Source organism: Paenibacillus sp. J22P90 (assembly GCF_059692195.1).
On record NZ_JCAUAY010000004.1, the window covers coordinates 240,044 to 254,795 of the forward strand.

The 14,752-nt window shown below is 44.9% G+C and carries 13 protein-coding genes; 4 read left to right on the forward strand and 9 right to left on the reverse strand.

Annotation, left to right across the window (positions count from 1 at the left end):
- Positions 1 to 14: 14 nt before the first annotated feature.
- The 3 genes from AC58UX_RS15350 to AC58UX_RS15360 form a co-directional block, all read right to left on the reverse strand.
- Complete coding sequence (locus AC58UX_RS15350) at positions 15 to 1,637, reverse strand: type 2 periplasmic-binding domain-containing protein (RefSeq protein WP_497254117.1); 1,623 nt, start codon at positions 1,635 to 1,637, stop codon at positions 15 to 17.
- Between the two features lie 126 nt (positions 1,638 to 1,763).
- Positions 1,764 to 2,651 carry a carbohydrate ABC transporter permease gene (locus tag AC58UX_RS15355; RefSeq protein WP_497254119.1) on the reverse strand — a complete coding sequence of 296 codons (888 nt, stop codon included), beginning with the start codon at positions 2,649 to 2,651 and terminating at the stop codon, positions 1,764 to 1,766.
- 15 nt (positions 2,652 to 2,666) lie between these two features.
- Positions 2,667 to 3,521 (reverse strand): ABC transporter permease, encoded by an 855-nt coding sequence (locus AC58UX_RS15360; protein WP_497254121.1) that lies wholly within the window; start codon positions 3,519 to 3,521, stop codon positions 2,667 to 2,669.
- A gap of 262 nt (positions 3,522 to 3,783) precedes the next feature.
- Here AC58UX_RS15360 and AC58UX_RS15365 point away from each other — a divergent pair, with 262 nt between their 5' ends.
- The gene (locus tag AC58UX_RS15365) at positions 3,784 to 5,169 is read left to right on the forward strand and encodes an extracellular solute-binding protein (protein ID WP_497254123.1); all 1,386 of its coding nucleotides are present in this window, start codon (positions 3,784 to 3,786) and stop codon (positions 5,167 to 5,169) included.
- Positions 5,170 to 5,229: 60 nt separating this feature from the next.
- Here AC58UX_RS15365 and AC58UX_RS15370 read toward each other — a convergent pair whose 3' ends face one another.
- Positions 5,230 to 7,119, reverse strand: a complete 1,890-nt coding sequence (locus AC58UX_RS15370) for a golvesin C-terminal-like domain-containing protein (protein WP_497254125.1) — start codon at positions 7,117 to 7,119, stop codon at positions 5,230 to 5,232.
- A gap of 22 nt (positions 7,120 to 7,141) precedes the next feature.
- Complete coding sequence (locus tag AC58UX_RS15375; RefSeq protein WP_497254127.1) at positions 7,142 to 8,176, reverse strand: peptidylprolyl isomerase; 1,035 nt, start codon at positions 8,174 to 8,176, stop codon at positions 7,142 to 7,144.
- Between the two features lie 195 nt (positions 8,177 to 8,371).
- On the opposite strand from AC58UX_RS15375, the gene AC58UX_RS15380 reads away from it, so the two are divergent.
- The 3 genes from AC58UX_RS15380 to AC58UX_RS15390 all read left to right on the forward strand — a co-directional run bounded on the left by AC58UX_RS15380 (position 8,372) and on the right by AC58UX_RS15390 (position 10,452).
- The gene (locus AC58UX_RS15380) at positions 8,372 to 9,184 is read left to right on the forward strand and encodes an AraC family transcriptional regulator (protein ID WP_497254129.1); all 813 of its coding nucleotides are present in this window, start codon (positions 8,372 to 8,374) and stop codon (positions 9,182 to 9,184) included.
- 85 nt (positions 9,185 to 9,269) lie between these two features.
- Positions 9,270 to 9,413: a hypothetical protein gene (locus tag AC58UX_RS15385; RefSeq protein ID WP_497254131.1), complete on the forward strand. Its 144-nt coding sequence runs from the start codon at positions 9,270 to 9,272 to the stop codon at positions 9,411 to 9,413.
- A 37-nt stretch (positions 9,414 to 9,450) separates the two neighbouring features.
- Positions 9,451 to 10,452, forward strand: coding sequence for a metallophosphoesterase family protein (locus AC58UX_RS15390; protein ID WP_497254133.1), 1,002 nt, complete (start codon positions 9,451 to 9,453; stop codon positions 10,450 to 10,452).
- Positions 10,453 to 10,532: 80 nt separating this feature from the next.
- Here the strand turns inward: AC58UX_RS15390 and AC58UX_RS15395 are convergent, their stop codons facing one another.
- From AC58UX_RS15395 to AC58UX_RS15410, 4 genes are all read right to left on the reverse strand, one after another.
- A complete protein-coding gene (locus AC58UX_RS15395; protein ID WP_497254135.1) occupies positions 10,533 to 11,318 on the reverse strand; it encodes a hypothetical protein in 786 nt (261 codons plus the stop codon).
- A 72-nt stretch (positions 11,319 to 11,390) separates the two neighbouring features.
- Entirely contained in the window at positions 11,391 to 12,716 is a 1,326-nt protein-coding gene (locus tag AC58UX_RS15400) for a sugar phosphate nucleotidyltransferase (RefSeq protein ID WP_497254868.1), read from the reverse strand.
- Between the two features lie 48 nt (positions 12,717 to 12,764).
- A complete protein-coding gene (locus AC58UX_RS15405) occupies positions 12,765 to 13,886 on the reverse strand; it encodes a glycosyltransferase family 4 protein (RefSeq protein ID WP_497254137.1) in 1,122 nt (373 codons plus the stop codon).
- On the reverse strand, positions 13,883 to 14,707 hold the full coding sequence (locus AC58UX_RS15410; protein ID WP_497254139.1) for a DUF6492 family protein: 825 nt from the start codon (positions 14,705 to 14,707) through the stop codon (positions 13,883 to 13,885). Before AC58UX_RS15410 ends, AC58UX_RS15405 begins: the two co-directional genes overlap by 4 nt.
- Positions 14,708 to 14,752 lie beyond the last annotated feature (45 nt).

Below are 14,752 nucleotides of genomic sequence, written 5' to 3' on the forward strand. Positions count from 1 at the left end.
TAAGGTTCCTTATTTTAAGGATTTTCGGACTTAAAGACGACAGGCGTTTTAAACACTTGCGAAAGAGTTTTCGCATAGTTATCGAAAATTTCTTTACCGTGGTACGTTGTCATCAGTTCTTTCCGATATTTTGGCCAGTTGCTTGAATCTTTCTCTTCAAAAAGAACTTTCACCATATACGCACGCATTTGCGTACGGAATGCGCCAATATCAAAACCTGTCGGAGGAGAAACGTTTGAACCGAGTACTGGATACTTATACGTTTTCAGCTTCTCAACGATGGCACGGTCATGATCGGTTTCACGCGGATCGATGATCGTCAAGCCAATTGGACTCGGATCTTGGACGCCATAAGCAAAGATTGAGCTATACACATCGAAGAAATTGCCGTTCGCTTGATTGTCTTTCGTTATCGCATCAGGAATAAGTGTGATCGTATTGCCGTTTTTCGTATAGTTCGTGCCTTCCTTACCAAAGTGCGACAGCAAGTAGCCTTCTGGGCTTGCTAGCCAATCCATGATTTCAATGCTTTTCTTTATTTTTTCTGGAGCTGTTTTAGCGCCAAACAAGAATGGCACACCTGGCAGTGCTGCGAAGTTAACAGCTTCTGGCGCAATATGGAACGGAACAAAATCCGCCGTTTTGACGCCGCTGATATCAATCGTCTTCTTCTTCACGCTTGTTGCTACGTTATCAAATGCAGCAGTACGCTGCAAGCTCATGAAAATTCCAGCTTTCCCCGCTTGAACTTTTTCAAGCTCTTGCCCTGGTTTAGCAAGGAACCAGTCTGGATCTACGATTTTCTGAGCCAATGTTGCCCGAATATCATCAATCACTTTTCCTGCCCGAATATCGGATTGCGGATCGACATACTCGCCATGGGCTTGATCATACCAGAGATCGATGCCTAACCCATTTTTGTACCATTCCGGGAATTGTTTAGAGATCCCTACTCCGTTACCCGTTGTAGTAAATCCAAAGGTATCATTTTTACCATTGCCATCTGGATCGTTGAACGTGAATGCTTTCATAACATTAATCATTTCATCATAATTCGTCGGTACTTTCAGACCAACCTTATCCAGCCAATCTTTGCGCACATAATACGATTGGTACAGCTGTTTCTCATAAGGAACGGGAGCACGCATGAATACATCTTGTACTTGATAGCGTTGAATAATTTCTGGGGTTACCCATTTGTAATAGTTGGGCATCGTTTGCGGATTTACATAAGGGGTCAGATCGGCGACAGCTTTGTCAATAATAAATTGATTCGTTTGCGCGCCGTCGGCTTGGAACATGTCTGGGGTTGCGCCTGACGTGATTTTCAAGTTAATTTTCGTCTTCATATCTTCACCGACAACGCCATATTCCATATTGAGCTTGACGTTAAACTTTTGTTCAATCGTCTGGCGAATATAATCTTTATCTGGCGAAGGTAAGGATACATCATTGGTCGGAACGTAAGTTAACCAGTTCAAAGTCATCGGTGGAGCTTTCGTAGCTGCCGCTGTCGTTGGAGCAGCTGAAGCGGCTGTTGAAGCCGATGGTGATGGCGTTGATTCGTCTTTCGAACAAGCACTTAATACAACCAAGCTAGTAATTACGCCGAATGCTACCTGTTTACGCATTTTCATGCAAACGACCTCCCATTTGTACTCGATTCATTCACAAGATTATATCGGTTGAAATTGTGACTGATACGCAGCAAGAACAAGGCATCACTCCTTTCATGGGCGGTGCAGCGAGCAGTTCAAGAGCAGCTACCCTTTGATAGAACCGACAAGCATTCCTTTTATGAAATATTTTTGGATAAAGGGATAGATGGCCAGTAATGGCAGTGTCGTCACCACAACCGTCGCCATGCGAATGGTGTCTGGTGGCAGTGTTTGAATGACCGAAGGATTCGTGTTCAACTCCTGGCTTACACTGGATGTCACGATCATGTTGCGGAGAATGACTTGAATTGGATACAAATGACGATCGGATAAATACAAAATCGCATTGAAGTAGGAATTCCATTGGATAACACCATAGAACAAACCAATGGTAACGATAATCGGCATAGATAACGGTATCACGAGTTGGAATAATGTGCGGATATCTCCACAGCCATCCACTCTCGCGGATTCCTCAACTTCTGTCGGGAAATTGATGAAGTACGTTCGCATAATGAACATGTAAAAAGGTGAAACGAGCGTCGGTATAATCAGGGACCATACCGAATTGATAAGTCCCATTCCTTTGACGACGAGATACGTGGGAACAATGCCGCCGTTAAACAGCATGGTGAATACAATCGCGAGAAGAAAAAATCTGGCGCCTGGCACTTCCTTTTTAGAAAGCGGATAGGCAAGACATGTTGTGATTAGCAGGCTTAGAAAGGTGCCGATAATGGTAATAAAAACGGAAATTTTCAGTGCATCTGGCACGAGCTTACTGCTGAAAATCGCCCGATAGGCTTGCAAGGTCACCTCATCCGGGAAAAGGACAAAGCCGCCATTGCGGATCAATTCTTTATAAGGCGTTATGGATTCAATAAAGACAAAGTAGAGCGGGAACAGTGCAGATATGCAGCCGAGCGTAAGCATGGAATAAATACCAACATCAATAATTTTATCAGACTTGGTCTTATGTACCGCGTAGGACAATGGTTCCACCACCTTTTAATAAATGCCTGAGCCTCCAAATTTCTTGGCGATACGATTAGCAGCAACGACGAGAATAAATCCAATGACTGATTTGAAAACGCCCATTGCGGCAGGAACGCTGAAATCACTCTGTTCAACGATTCGCCGGAAAATCCATGTATCTAGAATATCTCCGACATTCGTAACCCTCGCGTTGAGGAACACATAAATTTGATCAAAGCCTGCATCCAGAATGGAACCTAGACGCAAGATCAGAAGTAGAATGAATACTTCTCTGACACCAGGCAGTGTAACGTGCCACATTTGCTTCCAGCGTCCAGCCCCATCAACAACTGCAGCTTCATAAAGCTCTGGATTAATTGTGGCAAGTGCAGCCAGGAAGAATATGGCGCCAAAGCCTGTGTTCCGCCATACGTCAGTGAGAATAATGAGCGGTCTGAATAGGTCTGAGTTGGCGAGTACGTTGAGCTCACCCCACCCCATATTTTGATACAACGTTGTGATAAGTCCTGTCCCTGGAGAGAAAAAGGAATATACCAATCCGTATACGATGACCCAAGATAAGAAGTATGGTCCGTACGTAATGGTTTGCACAATCTTTTTAAACCAAGCAACGCGAATTTCATTAAGCAGTAAGGCGAGAATTAAGTCAGGAAGTAGATTAAAGACAAGTCGATAAACGCTGATGAGGAGTGTGTTGGTCATGAGGCGAAGAAAATCAGGTGATTTGAAGATGGTTTCGAAGTTGCGCCAACCGACCCAAGGACTATCCCACATCCCTTTGGTGACGCTGTAATCCTTAAATGCGACGAGCAAGCCTGCCATCGGAATATACCGGAAGATGAGGAAGTACAGGAGGCCTGGGGCCATTAACAGGTAAAACCACCTATAGCGATATACTTTTCGAATAACACGATTTGACTTTATACTGGCGATGTATGCCATGTGGTCACCCCCCGTTTACAATCTCATTATAATTTACATCACCAAAAAAATACAAGTGCTATACATGTTTAAAACGTGTCTTTAAATTGACCAAAACCCTAGTGTTGTCTCACTTTTTTTATGTTGTAAATTTTCCAAATATTGTTTAGAATACATACAACTGCGCAAATAGGTGGCGATTCTAGATATGAGAAAAAAGGACCAATATTGCTATTCTTCGCTGACCGATATCCTTCGGGAGCAAATTCTGTCTGGTTTTATTAAGAAAGATGAGTTCCTTATGTCAGAAAATGAATTAAGCAAGTATTACGAGCTCAGCCGTAGCTCTGTTCGTAAATCGCTTGACCTCCTGCTCAAGGAAGGGCTTGTCGTGAAGAAGGCCGGACTCGGCACCTTCGTCTCTCCTAACGTGACCGTTCGGAAATCGAAGCGGAAAGTACTGCGCATTTTAACCATTACGCCTTCTTACTTTGTCGATCACTGCTTGCCCTCCATTTGCGAAACGTTCGAACAGCAGCACCTCGATGTGGATATTAAATTGCTAAGCTTTCCCATCGCGCAATTCTGGGAATCCTTGCACAAGTGCATCGAAATGGGTATTCAACCGGACATTTGCATCATCACGGACGGGATCTTCCAGGAGCTCAAAGCGATGGATGATTTCGTGAGTTTAGATCGCATTATGGACAACGAATTGACGAGCATGTACCCTAAACTGTTAGACGGATTTCGCAAAGACGGTAATATCAAAGCGATTCCTGTCACATTTTCGAGTATTTGCCTGGCCTATAATCCGAGAATGTTCGACAAAAACAACATCGAGAAACCTCGTCCAGGTTGGAACAAAGAGGCGTTTATTCGGACAGCTGAGCAGCTGACCTTTGATACAAATCAAGACGGCATACTCGATAATTATGGCTTTTCGCTGCCATCCACGCTGAACCGCTGGAACGTTATTGCCATGCAAAACGGTGTTGACTATAATAAACCGAATAAAAAAGCGCTTTTAGATACACTCACCTTCATGCACGATATGCTATATCGCAAACGGAGCGCGCTGCTTTCCCATATGCAACTGCATCGCGCTGCTTTCCAGAGCGAGCAAGTCGCCATGATGCTGACGACGACGATCGAGCTTGCCGGGTTTGGCGACAAGCTGCCTTTCGAGCCCAAGTTCGCACCGATGCCGTTCGGCGATTCACCCAAAACCCTGCTCATCGCCAATGCGCTGATGGTGCATGCCGCCAGCACGGAGCGTGAGCTCGCTATTCAATTTCTACAAACCGCCTGCCATCCCGATGTGCAAGCCAAAATAAGCAAATCCCGCTTCCTCTCCGTTCTGCACAAAATTAACGAACTATACTGGGACCTTCTTGATCTGGAGTCCCTTCACATTGCTGACGGACAAGTGAATGACGCCTACTATCAACATGAAACGATCTCCGACAATCAACTGATGTTAGAGGTTAACAACGAGATGATGCTCTACTGGGAAGGCATGGAGTCGGCCGAACAATGTGCGCAGCGTCTATACAAGCTGCTCTCTCCTCGCAAGAAAGTCGCTAGCAGATGATAGACAAAAAGGGCTGCCGAAAAGTAGGTTTTCCTACTTTCCGGCGGCCCTTTTCCCTCACTACTGCAATTCAAACATGACCGCATCCGCTCGTAGGTTTTTGCCCGTATTCCCACTGAACGAATTCGTTACATAACCGCTAGTTCCTGCTGTGAATGTGAAATTACCAAGTGAGTACCAGCCACTGGTACCTGTTGTATAATCCACGGATATTGGACTGGAAAGTCCAGCCGCAGAATTCACGCGAATCTGCGCATTGTTATCACTAGTCGGATAGACGATCCGATAAATCGATACTTTGTAGGTACCTGCCGCTAGAGTCGGCGTCCATCTCACTCCTGCTCCAGGTGTATAAGAATAGCGCGTAGATGAATTGTTATAGCCAAACAACGAGCTATCCCCGAATGTCCCCGACAGCTCTGAATATCCGGTTGTTCCATTATCGACGATGATGGCGCTGCTTGTGGAATTATAGGTGTTATCTGCCCCGATGTTTGGTGCATTTGTACTGGACACGGTAGCTCCGAAATAGTCTCTTCCCCCATTCGAAGCCATCAACACACCTGTATTAATCGCTGGTGAACTCGCTTGCAGCTTGAAGGCCCCCAGACTGCCGATCCCATTCGGCATTGTTGTTGGAAGAGGCCCGACAAACAGCGGATTTGACGTGAGATTGGAACTATTATATCCAGAAGGAAGAGCGATACCATAGATCAAATTATTCGTCTTGGAAGCACCATCTGATGGTAAAGCACCTACGGTACCAGCCTTATAGACGATGTTGTTTTTGGAAGCCCCCGTAGCCAACATATTGGCTGTACTCGAGGAGGATGTGACTGCTGGATTCACAGCATTCGCTGGGACAAAGATCGTATTATTGTAAGCTGTGACAGCACCCGTTGTACCTCCTCCAAAGCCTGCTTCCATGATCATGTTATAACGAACCACGACGTTCGTCGCATTCGGCATCACGAGTAAAAACCCGCCAGCATTATCATGACTATAGTTATATTGGAACGTTGTTGAGGTCGTATCGATATCGGCATCAAAGCCTTGGCGGTCGCATAACCCATTCGTATTTTTCACGTTGAATGATTCATTAAACTGAAAGACAGCATTGCTCGTTGTGTAATTCCATATGCCTGCAATACAAGCGGGAGCAGCTGTGCCCGCACCATTCAACACATTATACTCCACCAGTGGTGATGTTGAGTCCGTTACGACGATGCCATCATATTTCGTATTGGTAATGGCATTCGACCTTACAATTAGATTGGTGCTTCGCGTCGCTACCGAATTTGCTTCTGTTCGTATTGCAGCCTGATCACCGGCATTGGTAATCGTATTATTTTCAATAATGACATCATTCCATTTACTTGCCGTTGTTCCGTCAGAGCTGAGAAGAATGCCATTCTTCGCCGTGTCATGCACATTAAGATTGCGCAGTCTGATATAGTTTTTGTTGCCGCCATTAAAGTTAAGTACTGTGACGCCATTGCCCAAATTATTGGTCACATCCAAATTGCTGAGTTCCCAATAATCTTGATTTTTCAAAAAAACAGCGCCATTGCTGTTAAATTCCCCGCCTGAAGCTCTTACCGCAGCAATGTTATAGCTAATAATTGGCTTATTGCCGGTGCCATATTTATCAATCTTAATTGGATTACCGGACGTCCCGCTCCCCTTTGGATACAACTGCTCACTCCAAGATCCGCCTGCTTTTAACAAAATCGTATCCCCAGCCGCGAACGTCGTCGCATTGACTTTAGACAAGTGCTGCCAAGCTGTCGCTGCACTTAAGCCATTGTTCGTATCCGAACCGCCAGCGGAATCAACATAGTACGTCGTGCCTACGGCTAGGGCTGTCGGTACATGCCATAAGGGGAGCAAGCCACAAAGCAAAACCGCCAAACATGTCCAGATAAGGCTCTTCTTCTGATTCCATTTCATCACAATCAGCTCCTTGTTATCTTTATTTTATTGCATTGTAGGCATCGTAATTTATCGTAACCACCGCTTGCTCTATCAACTGCTCCACCTTTCTCTGATACCGTTCTTCCTCAAATCTGATGTTGAGATCATCTTTCACTTCTTCAAAAGGTCTGTATCCCCCCTCCTTTTTCTCTAAACTGCGTAGGATATACAACCCCTGATCGAACTCTACAATCCCACTATATTGACCCACTTCCAATCTCTTGGCTGCATCCTTCAATTCGATGTTCTGCCTGGCATCTACTTTCGCAGTGGTTGCATCAAATCGCTGCTGCTCCAGCTTCAAAGGCGGTAAACCTTGATCATTTCGCAACATCGACTCAAAGGACTGCCCCTGATTCAAAGCTTGTAAGGCATCCTCCATCTTTCTTTTGGCAGCTGATTTGTCTGTGCCGGTAATGTATAGTTTCTCAATGCTCAATTCATCCTCATACTTATAAAAGCGATCCTTCATGTTTTCGTAAGCCTGCCTCGCTTCTTGTTCCGTCATCTTTTCTTCATGCTCAGACAATTTTTTCTTCAAATTGTTCACCAAATGACTGAATAAATAGTTATAATACCCCCACTCCTCGTACTGTACGGGTCCATAAATCACTTGCTTTTGCTGGACAGCCTTCTGTCTGCGCGCGTTTTCTTGTGATAATTGGTTGAGAAAGGTTGTATAAGTTACATCGTCTACAAGTCCGTTGTCTCTAGCTAAAAGCTGCTGCACTTTCACCGATTTCAACTGTTCAAGCGTAAGCTGCTTCGCCATCTCAATCGGCGTTTCTCCCGAATACGTCGTATGCCAAAAATTCGGATGATCATCGATGCCATACTTATCTTTGAAATAGCCGAATACTTGCGCCCGTTGTGTGTTCATGAAAAGCATAAATTCCTGCTCATCGATCGGGACATCGTTAATGGTCAATAAAGGCGCAGATGGCTTCCCCATAACGGTTCCATATACAGCTGCAGCTAACGAGACGACAAGGATGATGCCAAGAGCAAGCATGAGTTTAAGCTGATTTTTCATTCATTTTCACCTCATCACTTCCTTCATATTGAAAACGCCTACATTTATTGTAAATGACATGAAATCGCATTCAAATACACAAAAGTGACAGCGACCATATCTAAAATTTCACTCCCCTGTCCATGCTTATAGTTATATTTACAATACCCAACAGCTGCACTATAGTTTGAATATATCGAAGCGAGGTGGGACCACATGAAGATTGAAGCACAGGCAAGTAAAGCTTTTTTCCCCACAATCAGCGACTATACCTACTGGAAAAAGAAGACACATTTTCTTCTGGAATCCGATCAATATCCGGAATGGACCATCTTCGCTATAGAAGAAGGTTCTTGCTATTTTGAAATTGGAACGCATGCTGATACTGCACGTTTTGGTGATATCGTCATTTGTCCCCCTACTGTACTTATGACTCGTCGATTAATTGAACCGCTCACCTTTCACTTTATCTCTTTCACTTGGGATGAAACAGCCAGTTCCAAGCAATCGCTGAACCTCCAACCAACCCTGCCAAGTGGTAAAATTTCGTTTCAAGACATGAATCAACTGTTAACCATTTATGCGAATTTACGCAAATTGGAAGAACGCATCGATCCTTTATCCTATCAGTGGCGCAACATTTTACTGGCCAATTTGTTTTATGCCTATTTTCACGAAAGCAATTTGGAACAGAATTTGTTAATTAAAGCCGATCCGCTGATCGAGCAAGCACGCACGCTTTTACATCAGGAAATGTTCAGCCCCCTCAATGTCATGGATATTGCCCGGCGGATTGGACTTAGTCCGGTTCAGTTTTCACGTCGGTTCCACAAATATTACGGCATAACCCCCATTCAGTACATAACATCACTCCGTATTCAAAAAGGGAAAATCCTCTTGCAGGAGACATCCCTCACACTCGAAAAAATAGCAGAAGCTTGCGGTTATACGAGTGGATACTATTTTAGCCGTGTCTTTAACCTCCATATGAACATGAGCCCCTCGCAATATCGTAAGCTCCATCGATAAAATGTGTCTCTTACTCATTTCGTTTATGTAGAATGCAACATATGCTAGTACGAGTAGGACAACCTGATAGCAGGAGGCGATGCGCGTGTTAAGCCCAGAAGATGCCAATACAATTATTGAGACATTTTTGAGTCCGATGTGGTATTTCGTCACGTCCCAAGCGGATAAGGATGAAATTCACCGACTTGCCAATGAGTTAAGATTAGCTTCAGGTCAAGCTGTGGATTAAGAGATGGACAACTTCGTTGTTAAGGGGGAGGATTCAGGTGCTGCGAGACAAGGATGCGCTCACAATCATAGATTCATTTCTCCAACCGCGTTTGCAATTCGTCAAATCACAATCAGAGAAAAATGAGATACTTCGTCTTTCTAATGAGCTGCGAAAAGCTGCTGAGCAATCTCCTCGATTGCGTTTTTCCGTCGTCAGTGATATTCATATTCAAAATTGGGATACGACAGCTCAGCGGAAATGGAATGATGCTTTAGCTGATTTGAATCGCATGAATCCGAGTCTGGATGCTCTAGTCATAAATGGGGACCTAGGCGATGGACGCTCGGTTGATTATGCCATGTTAGCTTCGATTATGAAGAAGCATTCGCTGCCGGAGCACGTTTGCTATACGATGGGCAACCATGACTTTTACAAATCCTATTACAATTTAGCTGGTGACTGGTCGCCAAGCACATTTCCGAATGGCGAATCGGACCATGCCTCGATCACACGCTTTCTGTCCAGTACAGGAATGCCCAGCGTGTATTACGATCGTTGGGTTCAAGGGTATCACTTTATTTTTCTTGGCTCCGAGCAGTATAGACAGTCCAATCCCGCGAATGCGGAAGATGCTTGGTTATCCTCGGCACAGTTAAGCTGGCTGCAAAGTAAACTCCAAGAAAACTATGTCCAGAAGCGACCTCTCTTCGTCTTTCTGCATCAGCCACTGCAAGGCACCGTTTCGGGCAGCATGCCTCGCGGCATTGTACAAAAAAACGAGTTGAAACAGATTCTCTCTCAATTCCCAGAAGTTATTTTTTTCACAGGACATACGCACTGGGAATTGCGATTGCCAACAACGCTAGTCAGGGATGTTTTCACGATGGTCAATAGTTCGTCGGTGAGTTACCCTTATGACAGCAACGACCAACTGATTCAGGGGAATCGGTCCGAGGGCTTGGTCATAGATGTGTACGCGGAGCGTGTTCATATTCGGGGACGTGATTTTCAGGGGCAGGGTTGGATAAACGAGGCTGATTTTACGATAGGATATTGAGAAAATGAAAAAACGGCAATTCACGCTGAAGTGAGTTGTCGTTTTAGTTTTCATGTATATGGCAAGGGCTCGGGCCGCTCCTACTTGGCTTCAATCGTAAATGTAAATACTTTCTTCCAATCGAGACCCGGCACTAACTTCACTTCGACGATCCCTGGCTTAACGATTTGGAAGGCTTGCTTATAGGCATCTAGGTATTTAATGATGTTTGAATCCCCCTCGCCACCATCGATAAATCCTAGCTCTCTGATTTCATTCGAGTCCGTTCGGATCGTTTGCACGATGGTCCCTACTGGAACCGAATACCGTGTTTTACCAATTTTCACTCGGCCATCTGGAAGAATGGCATATTCTATACGAAGTGCGCCTGGAATTTTAGGAATAATATAAGGAATCAGCTTTAAGCGACCATTCTTGACTACCCACTCCGAATATCGGACATCTCTTTTCTCTAGCAGCCGTCCATCCTCTAGGAAAATGTCGCCCCGATACACATCCTCTTTGTCAACCAACGCGACAACTTTGCCATTTTGTTTGCCTAGGATCGTATAAGCTAAATAACCACCGCTTCCCCTCGAGCCCTTTAGAATGAGAACAGGTTGTTTAGCTTCTTTAAAATAACCTGATAAAATTTGATAGAGAATCGGCGCATCTTTCGTTTTCCTGAAATCGGTTATCCAATGACCTGTTTGTCTATCCTTATGCTGCAAGCTGATGTCTTGAGCTGTTTGTACGACACGTTCTTCTGTGTTGTCTCCTCCCAAATGAACGGGTGTAATTTCCACTTCTTGCTGAGAATTATTTGAAGATGTTGGCCTGACGAATCGAAACGTACGCCTGTTATTTGGCTGATGATGATCTTCCAAAGCGACTCCCCCTTCAAGCGCCCACGAAATAGGAACATTACATTCTATTCATAACCTGATTTATTGGGGATTCTACCATGTGATTGAAATGCGATTAATATCTTCTTCTGTTAAATCTTTACCCAAACTGACTTCCATCAACGCAAGTTCGCTAACCGCCTTGATGCCATGCTTGCTGCCAGCTGGAATATGCAGTACACTGCCTGCGGAAAGCCTATTTAGTTTGTCCTCCATAAGAATGTCCGCACTCCCAGACAGAATCGTAAGGCTTTCATCCCGATTGGCATGCTGATGATAACTCGTCTGACTCCCTTGGGTCATTTTCACCAGTTTCATCATGCCTTCTTTCCCCCGCCCATCGTTCCAGCAGTTTAAGACCTGGTAAGATCCCCATCTTTTCTCGACGTGCCTAGGCAGCTGTGACACTGGTGTGAGCCTTTCCTTGATAAGATGAGCTTTCTCCTTGTTGGCAATGAGTATGCCGTCTGAACTAGCTGCGACAATAAGATCCGATACGCCGATGATTTCGATGGGATAAGGGAGTTCGTTAAAGAGATGTGTATGAACGGAATCCTCGGACACCCGTCCTGATCCGATCACCTTCTCATCGATAAATGAAGTTAGTGCCTTCCAAGTTCCCACATCATGCCAGTAACCATCATACCCCATAACAACCGTTTGAGGCGTGAGCTCAACGACTTCACGATCGAAGCTAGTATTATTTAACTGTTTGTAACTACTAAGCCAGTTGTCAACTTGCACCGGTTGTCCCTTAGTCTTCAAATGATCCAGCATGAACCTTAACTGGAACGCGAAGACGCCACAGTTCCATAATGCGCCGTGCTCGATCAAATCGGCTGCTGCTTGCTCATTCGGTTTTTCAATGAAATGACGGACAGATGCATAGTCATTCTGCTCTTTCGGAAGAATGGGTACGATATAGCCATACTGATCGGAGGGCATGGTCGGTTTTGTACCTAGGAGTGCAAGATTAGCTTTCGCTTGTGAAATGATATCGGGAAATCGGTTAAGCAATCCGAAAAACGCAGAATCAACGTACGTATCCACAGGGAGAACACAGATCGTTTCATCTGGATCAACATGCATGTGCTCATGCAGATACATAGCTGCTAATACAACGGCTGGGTACGTCCCTCTTTTATAAGGTTCACTTATAATAGGGATGTGCTCGCCAACATAATTGCGTGTGATCTCAACTTGACTGTGATGAGTGATGATACAGGTGTCTTTCAACAAGCCAACCTCATCCAATTGTCTGCATATTCGCTCAATCATAGATTCTCTAGACCCATCTTTGGATTTCAAAAGCTTAAGAAACACCTTGGAACGAATCTCGTTAGAAAACGGCCACAGCCTTTTTCCCGATCCCCCACACATTAGCACAATTCGCAAGCCCCATTCTCCTTTCCCGGGGAACCTCTCGCTTCACCCTTCATTCTTCGATTGCATGACTTTGTCTACCGCATGCTTCAATAACATCCCCGCGCGATCCCAGGTTATATGTTGAACATCCCGTCTTCCTTGCCGTCCCTTTCGCTTGCATAGCTCGGGATTCTCATACGCTTTTCGCATGATCATTCGCAAACTAGCATGATCAGGCTCCGCCCATTGCTGCCGTTTCTCTGCAAACAGGTAACTGAATGAGCGCGAGATGGCATGTCGGCTGTTCATGCTCACTTCGGGGTTCTTCATCTGGTAGGGGATGAGAAAGGAATTATTGTGCGTGAGGAAATCCATTTGACCGCCCCAAGCGGTTGCAATGACAGGAGTACCGCTAGCTAACGCTTCCAGATACGGGAGACCAACGCCTTCCCCTCTTGATGGAAGGACGAAGGCATCTGCCAAGGTATATAGCCCTTTAAGCTTGCTCTCGTGAAGTCTTCGGCCAATGATGACAATAGGAGCCGTATCTTTCCGAATCCCCAATCGCTGTTTGTATTGCCAAATTTGTCGTTGAATCCACGACTCATTCTCATACGAGGCGTAGCCATTCGTTTTGATGACCAAAATGACGTTATCTTTCGAGGAAAATTCCTCCCAGTAGGCGCGCAGCAAGCCTTCCGGGTTTTTACGATGTTGGAAACCGAAAACAGACACGAATGTAAACCTGCCAGCGGCTCGCGGCAAAGGAAACTTTTTATTATTCGGATGAAATACCTGCGTATTTACACCATGGGGCACCAAATAAATCGGGACCGTTACTCCGCTGTTCTGAAGAGCTCGTTTATTATGCAGTGTAGGTACACAAACCGCATCAAATTTGTTCATATGAGCCAGCCATTGATTCGGTGTTTTGCTCGTTTCCCAAACCGTATTTAAAATAATAGCATCATAAATACTCCGTTCGGTTTTCCAATCGATAAAGCTGGGTACATCGTGAAAGATCAATACTCTTTTGCCTTTGATCGGGCGTAAGCCAGACCTCAAGCTACCGATCCGAACGTCAACCCCCTTTTGCTTAAGGGATGCCGCATACGTTCTGCTCGCATGACCCAGCCCACTTACTTTGTGAACGGGTCCTTTCCAGACAACTACGTAAGGCTTCATCGTGTCACCAGCTTGACGGATTTCACATACCCTTTACGTTTATGAAGGGAAACAGATCTATATCTCTGGGACAGGGCATTCATCCTTAAAGCAGTTAACCCGGTAATTGGCACATGTAAGCTTATGTTCAAAGCTGGCTTCAAGATCATCTTGTCAGCCGAGGATGCGTACAGGTAATTCCCGTACGTCTCAAATTCAGAAAAGGCAAACTGCCGCGTTCTATTCATACTTTTCATAATTGCTGTATACCAGCTGGTGTTGTGTTTGGACTCAATGAATTGTTTCAATTGCTTCACTTTTGCTTTCTCGAACAGCATGTAGTGAGTAACGAAGGACAGCCGGGCTGAGCGATTTCTTCCCATTAATTTGCGATATGTTCTAAAATATTCGCCTTGACTCCAGTTCCGACAATAAAACACGGTTTTATCGCCTATTTTAAAGACATGCGGCCGAATCAACACGGTATCTGCATCAATGACCATATAGTATTTGGATGAGGCTAAGGTATCTCCATTTAGCTTAAGTAATTGCTGATATAGCCACCCGGTCCGATCCCACCGCTTGGATTGATAATGGATGTCCTTTTTCGTAATCGGAAGTACCGTATCTTCGTCTACGAATCGACAGCCTTTCCTCGCGCAAAGATCAAGAATACGTTGTTTCCGTGGAGCTACAATGATGATTTCACCTATAGGGTGCTTCACGTATTTTCTTACGGCATCAATCACAAGGGGGAGCGTGCCCAGATCCTTCTCAATCGCGGGAATAAGCACATCAATTTGATTGGGATTCACAGGCTCCTCTTTACTTTGTATGGACATCTACTCATCTCCCATATTCAAACGTATGGATTATCATATGTCAGG